Source organism: Chryseobacterium balustinum, from assembly GCF_900168205.1.
Lineage (GTDB): Bacteria > Bacteroidota > Bacteroidia > Flavobacteriales > Weeksellaceae > Chryseobacterium > Chryseobacterium balustinum.
The window spans coordinates 74098-97044 of sequence record NZ_FUZE01000018.1 but is presented as its reverse complement, the minus strand read 5'-3'; the positions used below and the strand labels follow the sequence as shown (position 1 = coordinate 97044).

Below are 22947 nucleotides of genomic sequence, written 5' to 3'. Positions count from 1 at the left end.
AAAAAGCAACCTCTTTTAAATCGCTTTAAAAGAGGTTGCTTTTTATCTTATTTTTTGGAATAACGGAAAAACTAAAGAGTTGTGCAACGGTTACCCTTGTTAGCGGTTCGTTATTAGTTTTTCGTCTATCATTATTTTTAGTGCTTTTTCAGTTTCGTTTTGTCCGTCTGTTAAAGAACCTGGAAGCATAATTAGCCTTTTCTTTGTTTTGTCATTTTCGTCTTCAAAAAACACTTCAAATCTCGAACGTGTCAAGCCCAAGATTGCTTTTTTAAATTTCACGTCTTTAATCTTGTCTCGCTCAATAAGTGGTGTCGCAGAGTTGTTTACGCTGTTTACTATTCCGTAAATTAAATAGATTCCCAAAAGTCCAAAAAATATTGGTCCTGCTACTTGTCCATTTTTGTAACTGTTAAATGCGAAATAAAAAAGTCCGAGTGAAAATCCACCATAAATTAGAAGTATTCGTGATATATTATTCCCAACTGTTACTTTGGCAACGTTACCAATAATTCCGTCACGTGTTAACACAATTTTGTCTGGCAAAATATGGCAAAAACCGGTCTTCGTTTTAAATGTCTTTTCGTTGTTCATTTTCTTTTACGGTATCGTTTTCATAATGACAGCTAACATTTGGCTTTACGCATTGCGCTAATCCAAACTATAATTTTGTTAAAAATAATGAAATAAAAAGCAATAGCAAATTTTAATTCTTATTAAAAATAAAAAATCATCTCTACGTATTTCAACCCTCAACCGACACGTTCTAAAGCTATTCTGACACGTTTCTAAAAAGTCCTGATACGTTTTGTATTGCTTTAGATACGTTGTACAACCTATCCCGATACGTTGATGAAATGTCCTGCGGGGTTCTTGATATCTCCGATGGCGTAAGGTAACCATCTGTCTAAGTCATGTAACCTATCCCGACAGGTAAAAGATAGGTCTGGATATATAAACAACCGCTCCTGACATTTCATAAACGTATCTGAAGCGGTATAGTATACCGAGCGACCATTATAGAACCTCTCTGGATGATTAAATAAGCTGTCCGAACCTATGTTAAACGTATTGAGAAGAATAAACAACGTGTTTCGATGATTAAAGAACCTATCAAAATATTGAAAAGACCAGTTAAAAGCATAAAAATACCCCTCCGTATCATTGAAGGGGTGGTTAGTTATTGTTGTTTTACTTGGTCTCCTCGGGTGGAGCAGTAGAGGTTGAATTTTTCACAAAAAATTGTTTCAAATCTTTGTATTTGTCTTCAAATCCCGGTGCAGCTGTTCCCGCTTTATAGGTTGAATAAGAATAATCTACCAATGCCGACTGATAATTGTCGTAATCGTGCAGGGTTTTGGCATTGTTTAGCCTGGTAATCATACTTTCGAGCCTGCTAATCATCCCTTCCATATTGTTTCGGGAGCTGTGGTCTTTGTTGAATTCGTCCCAGTCGACCTCGGGAGAACTCAGGTTTGCCTGGCTCTGGTTGTAATCGTAGACTTTGTTTACAAAGAGTTTGTTTTGCTCGTTGATGCTTCCGTACCGTCTGCGGTCTTCAGGTGAAAGGTTGATTGTGATCTCAGCAAGAGCTGTTTCCAATGCCGCGATGGCATCCTGTGTGGCAGTGATCTTTGCACTGCTCAAATGGGTGGAGTTCAAATTTGTTAATCCCATCATTTTTGATTTTAAAGGTTAATACTATGTATATAAAATCGTGTGTTTTTATTTTGAGGAATAACTAAGGTAGGAAAAAAATTAAAATGAAAAGAAAAATTTTAAATGGTTGAAATAGTTACCAATTTTATTCACCGCAGAAATTCCCCTCCCTTGGAGGGGTGGATTTTTCCGAAAGGAAAAAGACGGGGTGGTTGAAACACTTACAATAGAATTTTTCAATCTACTTGCGAAAACAAACCACCCCGTCAAAAATTCTGTTGAATTTTCGCCACCCCTCCAGAGGAGGGGAATTTTTAATATTTCGTTTATTTCTATTGTTTGAATTTGTAGAACCTTTGATTTAATAGCAAAGTAAAATTAAAGCTGAGATTCTTCCTTCGTCAGAATGACAAAGTGTCTGTAAAGGGAATACTGACAAATATTTTATGCGCTTAAAAAAACGACATAGGAAATGAAAGCGTTAAGAAAATGATTTCTGTGAACGTTAAGAAAATTCTTCTGTTCGAAGTGCGAGACGAATTAAGAACCGAAGAAACAATTATGAATTCGCGCAAGTTTTAGAATTTTTAGAGAACAGAATTCATTTTTAGTCTTTCAATTCCAGGTCTTGAATTTTTGTTTCTTTTGTTTTAAGACAAAAGAAAATTTACTTTCTTTTTGAAGACTTTCTTACACAGATCTGCGGTGCTAAAACAACCTTCTTCTCAATAGAAACTCCGGAAGAATTATCTTTAATGTGATCAATAAAAACTTGTCCGGCCATATTTCCCATGAGTAAAGGTGTTTGATCCATAGAGCTCATAGGAAGTTCCATAAATTGGGTAAAAGGTTCGTTCGAAAAACCAATAACAGCCACTTCTTGCGGAATTTTAATCTTACGCTTCTTTAATTCCTGACAAGCTCCCAACGCCGCAAAATCACTGGAAGAAAATATAGCATCCGGAATGGATGGTCTGCTCCATAAAGTTTTGATGGCATCAATTCCTGCTTCAATCGAACTTCCGGTAGAAATGATATTTTCTTCTTTTACTTGAAATTTGTGATCAATTAATGCCTGTTTATAGCCATTCAGACGGTTTTGATAAATCTCAAGATTCAAATCTCCTGCAAAATGACAGATATTTTTATAACCTTCCTCAATCAGATGCTCGGTTGCCATGTAGCCCCCTTTGTAATCATCAATTGTTACGGTGCTTATTCCGGGAATATCTTTCTTTCTATCGAAAAATATGATGGGTGTATTAGAAGTATCTAAAATATGCTGAATATGCTCTGTATCTACTGTAGTTCTGGAAACCGACATGAAAATTCCGTCTACCTGAGCATTTAATAAAGTATTCAAATGCTTTTTTTCAGTTAAAACATCTTCATGACTTTGGCAGATAATCACGTGATAGCCGTGAAGGGAAAGTTCTTCCTCAATTCCACGGATAACAGATGAGAAAAAGTTGGTATTAATGTAAGGAACAATGATTCCTACGTTTTTAGTTTCCCCACTTTTTAAGGCTTTGGCAAGATTATTCTGCTTATAATTCATTTCTTTAGCAGTTTTCATCACCAGGTCTTTCGTTGCCTGGCTGATTCTCGGATTATCATTCAATGCCCTGGAAACCGTTGCCACACTTACGTTTAGCTTCTTTGAAATATCATAAATAGTGGCATTTTTCTTTGTCATAAGTGGTCTGAACTAAAGTTAAATTCTCCATCCGTATTCTTGTATGGAATGGTGGTAAATTTAATCAAATTATGAATACCAATAGTGTAGAACCTATAATTTTATAAGTTATTGATTAAATAGGGCTAACAATCTATTTCTAAAACTGTTGCATATCTATCGTAGTTCTACTACAAGAAATCGTAGAATTACTACAATTTTCGAAATAATAGTTTAAAAGTTTTAAAAATATTTTTGATGTATCTATCTTTGGGTTATAGAAATCACAAAAATACTAACGATTAAAATTTACTTATCATGGCAGCAAATTCAAGAGGAATCTTAAAATTCAATGGCAGCGAAGGTCAAAAATTATTAAAGTTGAACTACAGCGTTTCAAGATCTACGGATGTTTCAGGTAGAGTAGCATCAGACCCGTCAAATGCGCTTATCAAATTAACGATTGAGGCAACAGAAAAGTCTGACATCCTTGAATCATTGTTAAATGGAAAGTATAAGCCAACTTCAGGCGAAATCACTTTCAATAAATCTCACGAAGAAGGAACTTTGATTACTTTAAACTGGGAAAACGGTTACGTAATCCAGCACGAAGTAGACTTCGACGCAGTAGACGAAAATTCAATGTTGATAAGTTTTGTAGTAAGTGCTGAGAAAATCAACTATGGTAATTCTGCTTATGAAGGAGTTTGGCCAGGTGCATAACAGCAATTCATTAAGGTTTATATAGATTCAAATAAAGACTGTCCCCAAAAGACGGTCTTTTTTGCCCTAACTCTTCTGCGAAAAGATAATATCAAAACAAGGATAAAAAATAATGATATTGTCGAAATGTAAGATGCGTAAGGCAAGCTAATTGCATTCTCATTAAATCGACTCAACAAAATAAATAGGATTTATCTTTCGAGATGAATAATATTTTATACATTTATGCTCTATACACCAAAATTACACAGATATGAAAAACTTTGACACATCTGGAAATACCACTTTTCGCCCATCTCAAAATGCGGCAGGAATTTCAGAAAACCATCATACCGGAATTAACCGCCTGGTAAAATTATCTTTGGTCATTGAAGGTAAAGTAATCAAATATTATAAGCATTTCAAGCTTACCCAAAGCTCACAAAAGCACCACGAATTTACGCTGACTTTAGCTCACGATACTTTAGGCGACCGCCAAACCCATACTTTAGAAGAAGCCAATAAATTTTTAGGCAAAAGATTAACGGCGGTAATTTCTTATAAAGACATCGAAAACAGTCCGGAACGTACTTTTGTAGGTGTTATCACCGGAGTAGGTTTCAGTCAGGAGAAAATGAGTTTGGGAAATATCGTTTTGTCAGGTTACAGTCCTACTATTTTATTGGATGGAGCGCCACACATTCAGAGCTTTGGTGGAACTCAGGCTGTCAATATGGGAATTATCGCTGAAGAAGTTATAAAGCAGGGTTTAGATAAAAGCCGTTTTGATATCAGAATTGATACGAATGATTATTCGCAAATTATTTACAGCAGTCAGTATGATGAGACCCATTATAATTATCTGGCGAGAATGGCAGAAGCGTATGGTGAACAGTTTTATTATGACGGAGAAGTTCTTCACTTTGGAAAACTTCCACCACAAAACCAACCCATCAAATTAACTTACGGAAGCAGCGCCAATGATATAAAAGTTGAATTGAAAGCAGTTCATACCAAACCACAATTCTATGGTTACAATAGCAATAAAAATGAAGTTTTGAAATCGGGCTCAACACCGATTCAGCATGTGGGAGATTTGGCAAAAACAGCTTATCAGCATAACGATGCTATTTACAAAACACCTTCATTACGGGTTGCTCCAATCAAAGCAACGACCCATTTGGATGTTGAATATTCACAAAAAAGTACTTCAGGAAGTGAAGCGGTCAATGTTTTTAATCTTTCAGGGGCTACAACCGTTCCATTTTTGCATCCTGGATGTAGTGTAGATATTGAAATGCGAAAACCTGATACGAATGAAACTTCATATTTTACAAGAATCATGGTGACTGAAACGACACATGAAATTGATACGATTGGTCATTATACCGGAAGTTTTGCTGGAATTGCATCCGATACAGGCTTTTTGCCCAAACCTGAATTTACCGTTCCTATCGCACAACCACAGATTGCAACCGTCATTTCAAATACTGATCCGGAAGGACAGGGAAGAGTTCAGGTAAGATTTGACTGGCAAACAAATGACACGACTCATTTCATCCGAATGATGAGTCCCGATGCAGGAGGAACCGATCAGATTACACAAAACCGAGGTTATGTAGCCATACCAGAAGTTGGAGATCAGGTGATGGTCAACTTCGTACATAATCATCCCGACCGACCTTTTGTAATGGGAGGAATGTTTCATGGAGGAATTGGATTAGGTGGTGGAATCAATAATCATATGCGATCCATTCAAACCAAAAGTGGAATTAAAGTTCTGATGAATGATGATGAAGGAAGTGTAAATATCATTGATCCGAGTGGCAATACCTATTTCATGGATGGAAAGGGAAATATTACGGTAACCTCTCCAAAAAATATGACTTTCAATGTTGGAGAAAATTTAGATATAAAGGTAGGACAAAATATGAATACTTCTGTAGGTGCAGACCAAAGTAATATTGTTGGTATGAACAAAACAGAAAGTATTACCATGAATAGCTCACAAAGCGTGGGAGCATTGAAAAATGTGATGATTGGAGGAAACTTCATGACCAATGTTGTGGGAAAAATGATGGAGTTTATTAAAGGCAATAAAGAAAGTGAGGTTGAGCAGGATAGCCAGAAAGTAGTAAAAGGAGAAAGATTAATTCATAGTGAGAAGGATCATAAAATTCATTCTCAAACTGAAATTAATGGACAGGCCAACGAAAAAACCAATATGCATTAGGATATGTCAAACGATAATGTTGCGAAGATAAGTATCATAGAAGGTGATTCTATTGAGATCGTTAAGGGACAGCATACAGAGTATGTTGGTAAAATGACCTATTCTTCATCCAAAAAATTAATAGCAACAGCTGAAAATGGAAAACTTTTTGGCGATACACCAGAGGATCCTCCTAAAAGAGAAGGGAGAATTATTGATATTGTGATGTTTGTAGCAGGAACGACGGATCCTGGAAATACAGATGGGAAAAAGCATCATGCCAATACAACTTATTGGAAATATATTGATGAAAAAACAAAAAAAGAAACGGAGCAGAGTTTAAATAATCTATGGAATAATATCAAGAAACTTAAACCTAAATTTTTGGATTTACATATTGAAGGCGAGTTTTTCAGTTGGTCTGGTGACAACGATACTAAAGAAAGAACCTACGCTTCTGAAAGATTATTTGATTTATTATTGAGAGTATATTCTGGCTGGAAAAATCAGGAGGTACATTTACACTTAATCGGGCATTCGCACGGTGGTAATGTAATTAATCAATTTACAGAGCTTATCTCCAGTAAGGAAATGATAGCCAAATCAACTATTCTAAAACCTCGTAAAATTACTGAATTTCCCAAACTATGGAAGGTTAAAAGTATTACTTATCTATCGACTCCTTTTTTTCAAAAGAAGCATCAGCTGAATCATGGTAAATTACACAAAGAGTGTAAAATCATTAATGTACATAATGACTATGATTTGACTCAACAATTGGTTGCTAATTTTAGTCTAAACAATTTAGAAGGCTTGCTGAAGTCTTTTAAAATGGAAAGATTTGGGAAAGGTATAAACATAGTAAAAGATGTAGATACTGATGCTATTACAAAATATCTGAAAAGTTTTATTTGGCAGGATTTTAAAAACAAGGCAACATTGGCATGGCAAGAAATGTCAAAAGCCTTTTTAGGATTTAATATTATCACTGCTGAATTTATCAAGTACATTAATTCCCTGAAAATCGAAAATTCGAACCTGCAAAAAGAAAAAGATTCTTTCGTTTCCCTTTTGAATAATCTTCAACAATGGACCTATGATGTACATAAAAATTATACATCGATCAGTGGAGGTTATGACAAAGCAACTTGGGTGAAAAATATGAAGCTCACACAAGGATTGAAAGTTCTAAATACTTTGTTTGCTATTAAGAGTGCACCAAAAGACAGTTATTTATTGAGCTTATTAGCAGGAGTATTTGGCGAAAGCAAAGGAATAACTGATAGTATTGATGAAACATTATGGTCTCCAAAAAAACAAACTAAAGGTTTAACTATTGTAGATGTACCCATTTATGATAGTGATCTGTACAATTCCAGAAATAAGAAAAGCGCATTTGCTACTTTTTTGAAAGGAGCACAAAATGCAGTACACAACCGTGAGTTAGAAGATATGCTGATGAGGTTATTCAGTCAGTTTATTAAACCGCCTCAGTTGAAAAAAATCATCAGCTATGTAGATAATGCTGAATATGTTGTAACAGGAAATTTAGACACAGAGCTTAAAGTATTAAGAGGAAATTTAGAGATATATGATTCTTTTGTTACAAAATATTATGCGGGGCTCGTGACACCACAAGATGAAAAAGACATTGATGATATCCTGAAAAGACCAGGTACTTTACCTTATTTGGCGATGGCATCTCATAGCTTAAGCCATACCCAATTGTGGGGGAAAGCTGAGGAAGGTTTGAAAAGTGCATTCAGTTCAGGGAAAAATCCGGGATATAAAAAGAAATAAATATGGAAAATAAAAGAAATGTTGCAGTAAGTTTATTTATCTATGTTTTATGTACAATTATTTTATCCTGCTGGTACATCATTCTGCACAGATATGAAGAATTAGTAAACATTAAAAGTATTATTAAAGTTGTTATAAATATTGGTCTCATTGGAGCTATTGTTCCGGCAATAATATTTTCACTGATATATTATTTATTGAAAAAGGTATCAAATAAGCTGTTACTAACCTTGTTGATATTTATTTTATTCATTTTGTTAATATTTTCAGTGTATTGGATTACCGTTAATATGGTTTTCTATCATATTGGTGATGCAAAATCTTTTATACAATCGTTGTCAGAAATATTCTGAGTGTAAAGTTTTATGATTAAAAACAAAAGAACTATGAAAAAATTGTCGGTATATATTGTTTTACTTTTTCTTGTAGCAAGCTCTAATGTGTATTCCCAAAAAACGGTTAATAAAGATAATGACACATCTCTGGTGCAAAAAGAAGAGGGAGATTTGAATAATGACAAACAAAATGACAAAGTGATGTTGGAAATGGATATTGAAGACGAAACCAGACCTTTGAGATTACAAATATTCCTTTCACAACCAGATAAGAAACTTCAAATGGTAGTTTCTTCTACAAAAATTATTGAACCTCAATATCCGATTAATAAAAAAGGAGAACACAATGGCAATCCCATTCCGGATTTTTTTATTGAAGAAGGAGTTTTACGAATGCTGACAGATATTAATAACCGGAAAAGCAGTTATGAATTTAGGCTGAAGCAAAATAATTTTGAATTAATTAAAATATCAAGGGTATTATGGGATGGAAAAGAGACCACATCCGAAACTGAAATAGATTTAATAAAAGGAACTAAAAGTGAATATGACAGAGATTTTAGTCCAAACAAAAAGAATATAAAAAATACTAAATTAAAACCAATCAAAACCTTGCCTAAAATACAGGATTTAAGTTTTTCTGATTTAGAAAAGTATTAAAAAACTTTTTGAGGATTGTTTATAAAAGAAACTGAAAGTATTTTCAACCTATTATAAAATTATATTCTGTGATGAATTTAAAAAAACATCTGTTGATAAAAACTAATAAATATAAATGATAACGAAGAATCTGTTGAAACAATTGAAATGAAAGACTCGGTGATTAATGAATATAAGAGGGTTAAAGTAGAAGGGATTTTAAACCTTAAAGAATTTTCTGGGGAATATGAAATGACTCCGGAAGAGTTTTTGAATTTTCATAATAAACATTGCAGTTTTCAGGAGTTATTGACATTATCTCTGCCTAAATATGTAGAATACGTTTATGTTCCTTCTGATAAGTTTGAGACCAGAGAACGGAAATTACTGAAAAGTGCAACATTAAATCTTCCTGCTGTTTCAAGTGAGAAAATTTATGGAGTCGTTATCAAATTCTTACCTAAAGATCTTCAGATTCACTACAGAATAAAGATAGAAAGAACACCATTTCATTTAGAACTGACAAAAGAAAAAACTTACGTTAATAATCAGAAAATTGATAAAGTTATAGAACAGTTATTTGAAAAAGCAGAACAGGTTTTATATCCGTTACAGATTTCAGTAAATAAAAATGGCGGGCTTGAAAATATTATTAACCATGAAGAAATTGCTAAACGCTGGAAAGCAGATTGTCTTCCAAAAATGAAAGACTATTATCAGTCTGAAACTACAGACCATATTCTGACACAATTGGATCAGGCCTATGCAAATCTTAATCTGAAAAAAGAAATGTTTGAAAGAAATATTTTTTATAAACTGTTCTTTTTGCCTGTTTACGGGAGCTATCCGCAATTTTCGAAAAAAGATTTTCTACAGGTTTGTTTTTCGGGTTTAGCACAGGAAATTGGATATGAAACCGAATTGGTATTGAATAAAGAATATACAAGAGGAAATAAAATAGCATTAAAAATAACAGGAACTGAAGAAGAAAATCTGTTCAATAAAAACAGAACAAAAGGAGAAGCGAATCTCTTGTATAAATTGAACAAAGAAACCGGAGAAATATTTTCAATCACTGGTTATCTTTCAACATTTGAGAAAAACACCGAATATAAAATTGATTTTCAGTTATACGAACAGTAGAATCTGAGAAAACACACACAAAATACTATGAGTGAAAAACATTTAGTTTGCCATGGAGCGACCTGCCAGTGTAAGTTTGGTACAACTCCCGATAAGCTTATCGTAAAAACACAAAGCAAACGCTACATCAATGATGCAAGCAAAAAGCTTATGGCTACTCATGTAGACATTGGACAAACCTTTGAGAAAAACACCTTCGGATCCTGCAAAAAAATGAATAATAATCCTTGTCAGGCAGTTGTTACTCAATGGAGTGGATATTATGAAAAAATCACGCTGGAAGATAATCAGGGAAAACCCCTTTTAGAAGACAACAAGGCTACTTGCCCTATCGGAGGGCCAGATTGTATTACGATTATTAATCATGGGCAAACCGCTGAAGCAAATGCGCAGAATGTGAAGAATGCGGATAAAGAAGTGTTGGCGGAATTGTTTCCATTTGTGGATTTGAATAAAGAAAAGACTCCTAATCATTTCATCTTTTTTAAAACCAAATGATATAATGACAAGAATAATCACACAGTACGACAACAAAACTCATGATGGTAATGGCTATCTGCATTTAGATTTTGACGTAATAAAAGCAGAGACCGTCATTTTGGATATGGAAGCAGTTAATATTTCCTCGAACACAGAGGCCATTTGGGAAATCTATAGTAACAATGTGCAGTTAGACACGAATGATTTAACAAAAGGTAAGAAGGCAGAATTAAAAATTCTAAAATCTTATGCAGGATCCAACGAAGTTCCCCACATTTTCAATGTGATTATTAAAGACTTACACAATAATATATTAACAAAATTAGATATTTCTGTATTTGCAAATCCTAAAATTACTGAGGCATATTGGGGAGATTCAATAGATCAAAAAATATACGAAGTAGCAGTAAACCATAAATTTACTGCCTATTTTAAAGGATTTGGATTATATAATATTCCCCTAACTATTCGCTTTTTCCTTAAATCTGGGGATGGTAATGATGTTGAGATTACAGATTTTGCGAAGACTTTGCGTATGACTTCAGAGTATGACCTGAATGATTTTTATATTGATAACGAAACGCTTAAAGATAATTATCAGTTTTTTCTTCGAAATGCTTCAACGATTCTGGTTGATTATATTTCAGGAAAAAATTTACTTGCCGTAATAGGAAAAGTAAAAGATACAGTAATAGCCAAAAGCTATTTCACCATTTCCTATGGAAATCAAATCTTATTTCACGGTAAAGATCAGAACAAGCTATTGAATATTGTTTTCGATATTACATCATTTTTCCCCCCAGAAAAGATTACAAGTCTAAGCCCAGTTACTGTTGCTGATGAACAGTATTTTACTCAAAAATATGAACCTTGCAAATACGAAAGAGTTTACTATAAAAACGGAGATAATTCAGAACAAGAACTTTTTGATGAGAAAAATCCCACGACAAAGGATTCTAAAGGAGTTTTTAAAAATAATGTCTTACATATATCCGCAATTGTTCCGCCTAGAGATAGTAAAAATATTAAAGAACTTAAAATAAGGCTGGAAGCTGTGAAAACAGAGAACTGCAGTCTCTCAGAACAAAATAAAAAACTTACTACATTCTCTGAAAGCAGTTTAACTGAACAGGAAAAACCACACAAAGGCAGAGTAATCAATACTGAAGCTCTTGCTGAAGCTAATATCGAATACTCTTTTGAAAAGTTAGATGAAAAAATTACCATAAAACCTTCTTTTGATTATAAATACGATAAATCTGAGGCTTGGGAATTTATGAAGAATTATTTTTTGTTTTCCGCAGCATTACGTAATACAGATGTCTTTGAAAATGAGATTAAAGGAGTACTGATGGATGCAGAAGCAGATAAGAAGGACATTGTAAATACCCATAGAATTGGTTTGGAAACCTGCCGTTATCAGAAAGGACTTTACTTGCACACCTATGCTGATGTAGCCTGGGCATTTCATGGTTTTTATAATCAACCTGTTAGACCTAGATACTATATGGATGATGAAGATGTTGTTCAGCGAGAAGGTTTAGATGATAAGATTACTTGGGTTCAGAATTACAATCAATATTTTAATCTTCTGACCCCAGTAGATCCTTTTGGTATAGTAGATAGCATAAATGATTTTATTCTGGAGCTTCTAAAAGATATGGCCAAGAATTACGGTTTAGCTTTTACGGCATATTATGATTTTAATAAAAAAGGAAAATGTGACAAACGAATAGAATATGCAGAACAATATCCAAATTTGTTTGACGGATTTATAGCAGGAGCAGTAACGCTGGAAATATTAGTACAGATTCTTTTATTGATAGTTACAGAAGGTGCTTCTGCAGAACTATTACTTGCAAGAATGAGCAAAGCTGGTGTGAAAATGTCTGGAAAGCTGGAAATAATGGCTAAGAAAGCCGAAAGAAATATAGAAGCTATAAGAAAGAAAAAACTGTTAGGAACCGTTGCAAAAATAGGGCATACCATTATCACAAGCCCATCTGTGAGTTATTATAAAGGCTATCGTTATGCAGAAGATGAAAAAATAGGAATACAGCCATTACTTGAAGAAAGAATAGCATTTTCTCCACTTTTTGGAATCGATCATGAGCATAAGAAAAACCTTGGTGACTTGGTTTATGAAAAAACACCTGTTTACAAGGTGATAGACCTTTCTCAAAAAGGGCTGGAATTTCTTACAATAGGTTTCAACCGGCATATTTTAAGACCGTTTAGTAAAGATGCACATGAAGCCGCAGGATTATCTGATCATTATCTGCAATTGCTGGGAGATTCTTTTGGTAAAGTAAATGAATATCTGGCATTTGTTACCGCAGAATTGATAGAAAAAGTATTTGGAACAAAAGCAGAATATTCTGTAGCTGTGAAAGGTGGTTACGGGATGGATTTTGAACTTAAGATCCATAATGCTGAAAAAAGACTAAACCTTACCAACTTTTTAGGGAAAGGTAGTGTGAAAGATGCCTCGGCTGCCACAGTAGGATCTAGTAAAGAGCTAAAAGTAGATGTAAAAATAGATGCTAATGTAAAAGTACCTGTAAGGGCGATGAATATTATTAATTATGTAGCAAACACTACTGTAAAAAATATAGAGGCAGGAGGTATATTTGAAATGAGTACCGGTATTTTTCTGGAACGCCGATATTTCTTCCATGCCAATGATAAAAAACCTTATTATGTAGATTCTGTTATTTTTACAGGTGTTGCAGGAGAGTATGGATATAGTTTTAAAAGAGAAGATCAGAAGAAAAAAGGAAAAGATATAAATATTGAGAAAAAATCTCAAAAATTTGTGGTGATACCTCCGCAAGTCATTACCCATAAACCGATTCCATTAATAGAATAAAAATTTTCTATATGAAAAAAGTAATTTTTATACTAGCGTTTGCCATAAGTATAACTAGCTGCAGCCAAAATAAAAATCAGCAATCAACAACCTACAATAAAAAAACTATGTACGATATTAACCAATATCTTTTCCCAGAGGCAAAAGATATAACAGAAGCTAATTTTGTAGAGAAACTTAACTCACAAATTAAGCATTATGATACTGAGCCAATATATTATTTTAGAACGAGTAAAAAGAACTGTTTAATAGAAATTTATGTTAATGATGTAAGTTTATTTGATGATTATGATATATCCAATTACATTACACCGACACCGCTTAGTTCATTGTTTTTAAAATCAGGCGAGCAAAAAGTTACGGTGAAAATGTATCCAATCGGTAATCTGAATAATGAAAGTTTAGGTATAAAAGATGCTCTACCAATAACGAAGCTGACAGAAGAGTCGCAAGTGATGATAAGTATTATTAGCATTGATGAAAAATCTAAGAAGGGATTAGATGATGAAAAAGTTATTACTCAAAAGATAAGCCCAAAAGAAGCAGCAGGAAAAGAGTATTACGAATTTAATTTTACATTTGATGCAAAGGTTCCATATGAATTTGAAGGTTGGAAAAAAGGACAAAATTTAAAAAAATTAGATCAGGAATTGGTAAGAAAAAAAGCTTTAGAGTTTTACAATATGATAGGACAAATTTATATAAATAAAGATGTAGATGCACAGTTAAAAATTGATTTTCCTTCTAATGTTAGAATTAAAGGATCATATTACAGGGATAAACAGAATCTTGAAGAAACATTGGAAGAATATAAAAATGATATTATGGGAAATAAGTATACTCTGGAAACTATAAAAGACTATAAAATGGAATATATGGGAGAAGGACGATTATTAAGATTAATAACAAATAGTCAAGATTCAGATTTAAGAAATGGAGGAGCATTATTTTTAAAATATGGAGAAGGTGGAATATTTGTACCCCCAATCACTTTATATCTCCCAGAAGGCAGAAATTTAGCAACCCAAGGATTTATGATGTGGAAATAATAAAAAAATAATGATATGATAGTATTGGTTTTATTGATTCAAATAACCAGTCTAATATTTTATTTCAGAATTGTAGCGGAGAGTTATACAGATAATGAAAGTACTTGGAATAGGTGGTTCTGGTATTTTATAACGGGGCTTAACTTCCTTTTTATCTGTCGTTTCATTTTTGTACAGATTAATTTTTCATACAGATGGTACGACCAAATTACGGAATTTATTTCGTTAGGGATTTCTCTATTTATAGTGATTCCAATTTCAATATATTATCTCATAAAGCATAATAGGCGGCAAAAAAAGAAATAACAGTTTTTTATTACATTATGTACAAAATTCATGCATTTCAGTCGGTATTACTTTATGTCCTCTCGAAGAATGATTTATGATGTGAAAGTAATGAGAAATATCGTAATTAAATGAAATGTAAAGTGATTAAAATGTATAAAAAGGTAAGAAAAAGTGAAATTTTTTATTCACTTTTAATAAGCTTTAGCTGGCTGTTTGTTCTTTCTTGTCAAAAAAAGGTAGAAGATTCTATATTATTTAAACTGGTTAATCCAAAATATACTCATGATACTATTCATACCGTAAATATGCCCGATAATTTGGGGCTTATAAATAATTTAAATATAGAATTAAAAAAAAATGATGTAGAGGTAACCTCATATACAGCTGATAAATCAAAAGATGAATATAGCTTTATTTTCGATTGTGTGAATCATATCCAATATCATATTAATATGAAAGGAATGCGGGTTTATTCAATTAAAACTAGGTCAAAAAGAACCAAGTATAATAAGAGAACAAAAATCGATCGAAGTAATAAAAATTTTTCAGGCTATTATTATAACTTTCACATTCGTATTTATGAATTTATAAATGATGAAATTGCCAAAAAACAATTTGAAATTATAGATGAAGTTTCCAAGTCTGGCGAAGGATATTGTAATCGTAATTTTAACACTCACTTTGTTTTGAAAAAGAATGAAATATTTGAGTTTGAAACAATGGATGACAAGTCAAGAAATTTCATGAACAATTACATAATATTTATTGAAAATCAATGAGATGATTAACAAAGATTTAGCAGCCCAAGGATTTATGATGTGGAAGTAATAAAAATAATGATATGATAGTAGTGGTATTAGGGAACTGTTGTTGATTATGATGATTAGTCTTGTCAAATTGAAAGGTAAATCCAATGCCTGAAAAAAATGAAATTTAAAGAAGCTTTTTTGTATTAAGATTCAAATAGTATCATCAAAAAAATATTTATAAAATCATTGCAATTGCTATTTTTGTATCTTAAAACACAAATAATATCATGCACAGTCTTTTACCTTTTCTGTTAGCAATGGTCGCAGTTATCGTTGTTTTAAACATGTTTGCTGCCAAACTCAAAATTGCGTATCCTATTTTATTGGTTGTTGGAGGTTTGATCATCAGTTTCATTCCGGGATTACCTGTTATAAAAATTGATCCGGATCTTATTTTTTTCATATTCCTTCCGCCGTTATTATGTGATGCAGCCTGGAATATTTCTTTTAAAGAAATGATGAAATGGTGGCGTATTATCGGAAGCTTCGCTTTTCTTGTCGTATTTTTCACTGCTTTATCAGTGGCTTTAATTACCAATTATTATATTCCGGGATTCACAATTGCTTTAGGTTTTTTACTCGGCGGAATCGTTTCTCCACCAGATGCGGTAAGTACAGGAGCGATTACCAGATTTGTGAAAATTCCAAAATCTACAGCTACAATTCTTGAAGGTGAAAGTCTGTTAAATGATGCCTCATCATTGATTATTTTCCGATTTGCTTTGGTAGCAGTTGGTACAGGTCAGTTTATTTGGATGGATGCAACGATGAGTTTCTTTTGGATGGTTATTGGCGGCGTTGGACTTGGTTTGCTTTTAGGATGGCTTTTTGTACAGGCTCACAAACTTCTTCCGACCGATGCGCCTTCAGATATTGCATTAACGATTATTGAACCTTATTTGATGTATTGGATTGCAGAGCAGTTTCACAGTTCGGGCGTTTTAGCGGTCGTTGCCGGTGGACTTTTTATGTCGGCAAGACGATTAAAGTTTTTGAATAGCACAAGCCGGATTCACGCATACAGCGTTTGGGAAAGCCTGATATTTATTCTGAATGGAGTTGTTTTTCTAATTATTGGATTAGAGCTTCCGGAAATTGTAGATGGACTTAAGGAAGATCAAATTCCATTGGAAACAGCTATCGGTTACGGTATTTTAGTAACCGGAATTCTGATTGCAGCAAGAATGATTAGTTCGTATGCTGCATTAATTTCTACGATGATTTTTCGTCCGAGTGTACAACCTCATGCCTCTTCGAGAACACGCCGTTGGATGATGCCGCTTTTATTAGGATGGACAGGAATGCGAGGTGTAGTCTCGCTGGCCGCAGCATTGGCAATTCCGGTAACTTTAGATAATGGCGAAGCTTTTCCACATAGAAATTTAATTCTCTTTATTACGTTTGTCGTGATTTTACTTACCCTTTTAGTTCAGGGTCTTACGCTTCCTTATTTTATCAAACGGACTCGGTTTTTTGATGATGTTTTCAAGGAAGAATCTGAAGTATTAACGAAAGAGAAATTAAAGAAAGATCTGAAACAGCATGTTTATCAATTTCTTAAAACTAAATACGAAAATGAATTAAAAGACCATGCAGGTTTAGAGATTTTCCTTAGACATTGGGAGGAACGTGCGAAAGCCACAGACGACAGTTGGATGAATGAGAAAACAAAACTTATTTTTATAGAAATGCTCGAAACTCAACGTGAATATCTTTCAGAGCTTAATAAAGATCCGGAAATTAATGAAGAAATCATCCGTCAGCAATTATTTCAAATCGATCTTGAAGAAGAACGTTTGAAGATGATTTAAATAACAGCGGTTTTTATTTTATCTAAAATGAATATTAAATCAAGTTGAAAATCGGTGTGTTGATTTTCATCATTAAGAATTAAAGAATAGGAAATGATTAAGGAACAATATCATATTGTGTCTCATCATTGTTCCCGAAGATATCTTGTTTAATTTTTTTTGCGAGGAGAAATGTTTCTTCAATTGAAGTATTAGTTTTTATTTTTAAGTAGGGAATACCTTCATTTGCTGTTTCTTCAATCTTAAAATTGTTTGTTAATGCAAAAGTTTTTAGTTTATGATAAAATGGAACTTGAGATTTAACGACAGCTTCATATTCAATATTTAAATTATTTCCATTTTTAGCAAAATAAATACAGTCATCACCTTTAGAGTATATTCCAATAAAATCAAACTCAGTTTTATTTTCTAAAAATAATTTTAACTCATTGGGAAGTTGGTGTATTTGAATCTGTTTTGTAACAAAATCTTTTTCAAATTTTTCTATATTTTGATTTGCTTTAATAATTTTTAGATTATTAATTATAGATTTAAAAATATTCATAAACTTGTTTCAATTGGTCAAAGTTAAAAAAAGAGCACCGAAAAAATTCGATGCCCCACACAGATTAATTATAAAACTGAAGTATATTTATTTCCCCCAAATCTTTTCGATTTCCTCAAGAGATTTTCCTTTGGTTTCAGGAACCCATTTCCAAACAAAAAATAGCGACAATACACTCATCACACCATAAAATCCGTAAGTAAATGCGCCACTGAACTCCATCATAAAAGGGTATGTGGATGAAATTAAATAATTGGCTGCCCATTGAGCGGCAACAGCAATCGCAATCGCACTTCCTCTGATTTTATTAGGGAAAATTTCTGAGATTAGAACCCAGCAAATCGGTCCCCAAGACATCATAAATGACGCGGTGTAAACAATGATAAATACCAAAGTGGCAATTCCTATGATTTGGTAATAAGATAAGATCGCAATTGCAAACATTCCAATCGCCATACCAACTGAACCTACGATCAACAAAGGTTTTCTTCCCCATTTATCAACCGTAAAAATAGCGATAACGGTAAAAATTACATTCACCAATCCCATTACAACGGTTTGTAACATTGATGAATCTTTGTGAACACCCATACTTTCGAAAATTCTCGGAGCGTAATATAAAGCCACATTAATTCCTACAAACTGCTGGAAAACGGAGAGTAAAATTCCAATCACAATGACGGTTTTTCCAAAAGCAAAAATTTCACTTTTACGCTCAACGACCGTGCTTTTAATTTCGGAGAAAATTTCTTTTCCACGAGCCTCCCCATTTATTTTGGTTAAAATTTTAAGCGCTTCTGCATCTTTATTGATAAACGTCAGATAACGCGGAGTTTCAGGAACGAAAAACAATAGAATGCCGAATAGGGCAGAAGGAATTGTCAGTGATAAAAACATATATCGCCATCCAATGTCGTTGATCCATTCTACAGTTTGTCCGCTTGCGATTCCCCAGTTCACAAAATAAACGACCAACATTCCAAAAATAATGGCAAACTGATTTAAGGAAACCAATTTTCCACGTATTTCGGCAGGCGCAATTTCACCAATGTACATCGGGCAGACTGCCGAAGCCAATCCAACACCGATTCCACCAATGATTCTGTAAAAATTAAATGCTAATAAGACACCCATTGAATGTTCGCCATGTTTGAAGAATAAAAATTCAGGATACGCTGCTCCCAATGCACTGATGAAGAACAAAAATGCGGAAAGCATCAATGATTTTTTTCTTCCCACCTTTGTGGAAATCATCCCGGAAATAGCGCCACCGATGATGCATCCGATCAATGCGCTCGAGATGGTGGCACCGTGTGCCAATGAGCTTAATCCTAAAGGAATGATAAGATATTCTTGAATCGATTTTTCAGCTCCGGAAATTACTGCGGTATCGTATCCAAACAAAAGTCCTCCCAAAGTGGCGACCAATGTGAGTACGGTAACGTACAGCATATTGATCTGCGCCTTTGTTCCTGAAGAATAGTTAGGACCAGAATCTATTATTTGCATAGTTTGATTTAGTTTTTAATTGTTAATTATTTTGGTTCTACGCAAAGGCGCAATAAATTTGACAAGCTTTATGTTTTAAGGCGCAAAGATTTTATCGAAGATAAAATTTAATACAAATGAATATCGAAAATAATCCTTGCTAAGAATCTTGATTCTTTTGCGCCTTAAAATATTTTCAAAGAAAAAAAAATTGCGCCTTTGCGATTAACCAATATTATAAATACTGATTAATAATACTCTCAAGATATTCCTGTTTTCCGCTTTCTCTACCTACTTCTCCCAAACCTTGAGCATAATTTGCAAGATCTGTTAAAGAAAGATTTCCGTCTTCGAAATCCTTTCCTTTTCCACTGTCGAAAGAAGAATATCTGTTGGTTCTGATTTCAGAATATTTTGATTTTTCTAAAATTTTATCAGCAGCTAAGAATGACCTCGCAAAATTGTCCATTCCGCTGATGTGAGCGATGAAAATATCCTCTAGATCTGTAGAGTTTCTTCTGATCTTAGCATCGAAATTAACTCCTCCACCTTGGAAACCTCCTGCCTGAATAATCACCAACATGGCCTGAGTCATTTCATACAAGTCAACAGGGAATTGGTCTGTATCCCAACCGTTTTGATAATCTCCTCTGTTCGCATCGATGCTTCCTAAAACATTGTTGTCAGCAGCAACCTGAAGCTCGTGCTCAAAAGTATGCTGTGCTAAAGTCGCGTGGTTTACTTCAAGATTTAATTTAAAATCATCCAATAAATCGTACTGACGAAGGAAGTTTAAACAAGTTGCCGCATCAAAATCGTATTGGTGTTTTGTAGGTTCCATTGGCTTTGGCTCGATGAAGAAAGTCCCTTTGAAACCCTGAGCTCTTGCATAGTCTTTTGCTACATGTAAAAATTTCGCCATATGTTCCTGCTCACGTTTCATATTGGTATTTAGTAAAGACATATAACCTTCACGACCGCCCCAGAAAACGTAGTTTTCTCCACCTAATTTAATCGTAGCATCCAATGCATTTTTTACCTGTCCGCCAGCGTAAGCCAAAACATCAAATGACGGATTGGTTGCTGCACCGTTCATAAATCTTGGGTTTGAGAAGCAGTTCGAAGTTCCCCAAAGCAATTTCACGCCTGAAGCAGCTTGTTTTTCTTTAGCGTAATCGGTAATGAATTCTAATCTTTTTGTAGATTCTAAGAAATTATCTGCCTCGTCAATCAAATCATAATCGTGGAAACAGTAATAAGGAACGCCCAGTTTTGTAAAAAATTCGAATGCAGCATCCATTTTTTCTGTGGCTCTTTGCTTTGCATCAGAAGCGGTCAACCAGTCGAATTGCTGAGTTCCTGCTCCGAATGGATCTCCACCGGTTGCGCAGAACGTATGCCAATAAGCTGAGGCAAATTTGAAGTATTCTTTCATCGTTTTTCCACGAATCACCAAATTCTCATCATAAAATTTGAACGCTAACGGATTGTCTGATTCTCTTCCTTCAAACTTGATTTTTGCTATTCCTTTGAAATATTCTTTGTTTCCTAATGTAACTGACATATTATATATTTTAATTTTTATTGATTTTTTTAATTTATTATTGAGTTTTTATTTGGGCAGCTATTCCGCCTTCCACTCCCAATCTTTTGTTCGTCGTTCCTCCTCGCAAAAGGATTTCCGTTCAAGTCGGGCTGCGAGTTTGTCATTCTTTCAAATGAATCGCTAACAATTGAATGTAAAGCTAAAAGCCAATTGCTATTAGCTAGTAATTACTTGCTCTAGTTTTGTTTTCCACTTACCATAGCTTTCTCTGTATTGGTCCATATTTTTAAAATCAGGAATGTAGGTGGTGGTAATGTCTTTTTCTGTTAAAATATCGTTGAGTGTATCAAATGCTCCTGCTCCAATTGCTGCTGCTCTTGCGGCTCCGGTAGAACCTGTGGTATCAAAAATTCTGATTTCCGTATCCAATAAAGATGCAATCGATTGCGCAAACAATGAAGAACGAAATAAATTGTCTCCTCCGGCTTTAATAATTCCTTTTTGAAGACCGTCATTCATCAGAATTTCAGTTCCATACACGAAAGAGTAGGCAATACCTTCCAATCCGGCTCTGAACAAATGGACGCTTTTATGACGGTTAAAATTGACATTATAAGTTGATGAACCGATGTCTTTATTTTTTAAAACTCTTTCAGCACCATTTCCAAACGGTAAAACAATAATTCCGTCTGATCCGATTGGAATTTGCGATGCTAAATCGTTCAGTTCCTGATAAGAATGTCTTTTCTGATCCACCTGATGTCTCAACCAGCTATATTGAATTCCAGCTCCATTTAAACAAAGCATTTTCCCGATTCTTGGCTGTTCCTGAGTATGATTGATGTGGGCAAAATTGTTTACTCGCACAGATTCTTTAGAATGAATATTATTAGTCACTCCATAAACAACTCCGGAAGTTCCTCCAGTTGCAGCGATTTCTCCGGGATTCATGACGTTTAAAGACAACGCATTATTAGGCTGATCTCCCGCTCTGTACAAAATAGGAATTCCTTCCGGTAAACCGCTTTCTTCAGCTCCCTGTTTTGAAACTACACATTGTTCCGTAAAATTATTAACCACTTTTGAAACCAATGATTCATCAATTCCCCAATGATTCAATAATGTTTTTGAAGGCTGATGTTTCTGGAAATCCCAAAGAACACCTTCCGAAAGCCCGGTTACGGTTGTCGTTGCTTCTCCACTTAATTTTAAAGCAATAAAGTCTCCGGGAAGCATAAATTTCCAGATCTTTTCATACACTTCGGGCTCGTTCTCTTTCACCCATTTTAATTTTGAAGCAGTGAAATTCCCTGGAGAATTAAGGAGTTTATCCATACAAACTTTTTCACCCAGATCATTGAAAGCTTGGTCACCAGTTTCTACAGCACGACTGTCGCACCAAATAATTGATGGACGCAAAACTTCTTTATCTTTTCCCACCAAAACCAATCCGTGCATTTGGTAAGAAATACCAATTCCTTTGATCTCGTTTTTATCGATATGACTTTCAGCAATTACTTTTTGAGTTAAAATTCTGAGATTTTTCCACCATTGTTCCGGATCTTGTTCTGCCCAACCAATCTTTGGCGAATCAATAAGCATCTCGCTTTCCGGATATTTTGCATGAGTAATTACTTTGCCCTGTTCATCTACGATAGAAGCCTTTATCGATGAGCTTCCAACATCATATCCTATAAACTTCATTAATAAATTAATAATTGTTAACCTTTAAATGTAATAATTTTATGTAATACTCAGTAAATTTTTAAGAATATGTGAATTTGAAGCGGCGAATTTAATCTTAAGTCTTTATTTTCAGTGTTTTAAAAGTATTTTGAATTTGTGCTGTTTGGTTTTAAACTTAAATAATCTTGGTTGTGAAAAAAACATTTTCCCCA

Annotated in this window: 17 protein-coding genes; 10 read left to right on the top strand and 7 right to left on the bottom strand. The window is 34.0% G+C overall.

The features are described 5' to 3' along the window. Positions 1-99: 99 nt before the first annotated feature. The 3 genes from B5X64_RS17055 to B5X64_RS17045 all read right to left on the bottom strand — a co-directional run bounded on the left by B5X64_RS17055 (position 100) and on the right by B5X64_RS17045 (position 3355). A complete protein-coding gene (locus B5X64_RS17055; protein WP_079466389.1) occupies positions 100-594 on the bottom strand; it encodes a phosphoribosylaminoimidazolesuccinocarboxamide synthase in 495 nt (164 codons plus the stop codon). Between the two features lie 597 nt (positions 595-1191). Beyond that, on the bottom strand, positions 1192-1677 hold the full coding sequence (locus tag B5X64_RS17050) for a hypothetical protein (protein WP_079466394.1): 486 nt from the start codon (positions 1675-1677) through the stop codon (positions 1192-1194). Positions 1678-2326: 649 nt separating this feature from the next. Further along, positions 2327-3355: a LacI family DNA-binding transcriptional regulator gene (locus B5X64_RS17045; protein WP_079466388.1), complete on the bottom strand. Its 1029-nt coding sequence runs from the start codon at positions 3353-3355 to the stop codon at positions 2327-2329. 297 nt (positions 3356-3652) lie between these two features. On the opposite strand from B5X64_RS17045, the gene tssD reads away from it, so the two are divergent. The 10 genes from tssD (at position 3653) to B5X64_RS16995 (ending at position 17471) form a co-directional block, all read left to right on the top strand. Continuing rightward, positions 3653-4057, top strand: coding sequence for a type VI secretion system tube protein TssD (gene tssD / locus B5X64_RS17040; protein ID WP_066682356.1), 405 nt, complete (start codon positions 3653-3655; stop codon positions 4055-4057). 253 nt (positions 4058-4310) lie between these two features. Next, positions 4311-6269 carry a type VI secretion system Vgr family protein gene (locus B5X64_RS17035; RefSeq protein ID WP_079466387.1) on the top strand — a complete coding sequence of 653 codons (1959 nt, stop codon included), beginning with the start codon at positions 4311-4313 and terminating at the stop codon, positions 6267-6269. A 3-nt stretch (positions 6270-6272) separates the two neighbouring features. Continuing rightward, positions 6273-8048, top strand: coding sequence for a hypothetical protein (locus B5X64_RS17030; protein WP_079466386.1), 1776 nt, complete (start codon positions 6273-6275; stop codon positions 8046-8048). A gap of 386 nt (positions 8049-8434) precedes the next feature. Beyond that, on the top strand, positions 8435-9043 hold the full coding sequence (locus B5X64_RS17025) for a hypothetical protein (RefSeq protein ID WP_123920985.1): 609 nt from the start codon (positions 8435-8437) through the stop codon (positions 9041-9043). A 147-nt stretch (positions 9044-9190) separates the two neighbouring features. Beyond that, on the top strand, positions 9191-10165 hold the full coding sequence (locus B5X64_RS17020; protein WP_079466384.1) for a hypothetical protein: 975 nt from the start codon (positions 9191-9193) through the stop codon (positions 10163-10165). Positions 10166-10192: 27 nt separating this feature from the next. Continuing rightward, the gene (locus B5X64_RS17015) at positions 10193-10663 is read left to right on the top strand and encodes a DUF4280 domain-containing protein (protein WP_079466383.1); all 471 of its coding nucleotides are present in this window, start codon (positions 10193-10195) and stop codon (positions 10661-10663) included. 4 nt (positions 10664-10667) lie between these two features. Continuing rightward, positions 10668-13514 (top strand): hypothetical protein, encoded by a 2847-nt coding sequence (locus tag B5X64_RS17010; RefSeq protein WP_079466382.1) that lies wholly within the window; start codon positions 10668-10670, stop codon positions 13512-13514. An 11-nt stretch (positions 13515-13525) separates the two neighbouring features. Beyond that, entirely contained in the window at positions 13526-14563 is a 1038-nt protein-coding gene (locus B5X64_RS17005; RefSeq protein ID WP_079466381.1) for a hypothetical protein, read from the top strand. 437 nt (positions 14564-15000) lie between these two features. Continuing rightward, entirely contained in the window at positions 15001-15630 is a 630-nt protein-coding gene (locus tag B5X64_RS17000) for a hypothetical protein (protein WP_123920983.1), read from the top strand. 257 nt (positions 15631-15887) lie between these two features. Further along, positions 15888-17471 carry a Na+/H+ antiporter gene (locus B5X64_RS16995; RefSeq protein WP_079466379.1) on the top strand — a complete coding sequence of 528 codons (1584 nt, stop codon included), beginning with the start codon at positions 15888-15890 and terminating at the stop codon, positions 17469-17471. A gap of 97 nt (positions 17472-17568) precedes the next feature. Here the strand turns inward: B5X64_RS16995 and B5X64_RS16990 are convergent, their stop codons facing one another. The 4 genes from B5X64_RS16990 to B5X64_RS16975 all read right to left on the bottom strand — a co-directional run bounded on the left by B5X64_RS16990 (position 17569) and on the right by B5X64_RS16975 (position 22753). After that, on the bottom strand, positions 17569-18015 hold the full coding sequence (locus tag B5X64_RS16990) for a hypothetical protein (RefSeq protein WP_079466378.1): 447 nt from the start codon (positions 18013-18015) through the stop codon (positions 17569-17571). An 87-nt stretch (positions 18016-18102) separates the two neighbouring features. Next, complete coding sequence (gene xylE / locus B5X64_RS16985; RefSeq protein WP_079466377.1) at positions 18103-19524, bottom strand: D-xylose transporter XylE; 1422 nt, start codon at positions 19522-19524, stop codon at positions 18103-18105. Positions 19525-19738: 214 nt separating this feature from the next. Then, positions 19739-21067 carry a xylose isomerase gene (gene xylA, locus B5X64_RS16980; protein WP_079466376.1) on the bottom strand — a complete coding sequence of 443 codons (1329 nt, stop codon included), beginning with the start codon at positions 21065-21067 and terminating at the stop codon, positions 19739-19741. A gap of 198 nt (positions 21068-21265) precedes the next feature. Next, the gene (locus B5X64_RS16975) at positions 21266-22753 is read right to left on the bottom strand and encodes a xylulokinase (protein WP_079466375.1); all 1488 of its coding nucleotides are present in this window, start codon (positions 22751-22753) and stop codon (positions 21266-21268) included. Positions 22754-22947 lie beyond the last annotated feature (194 nt).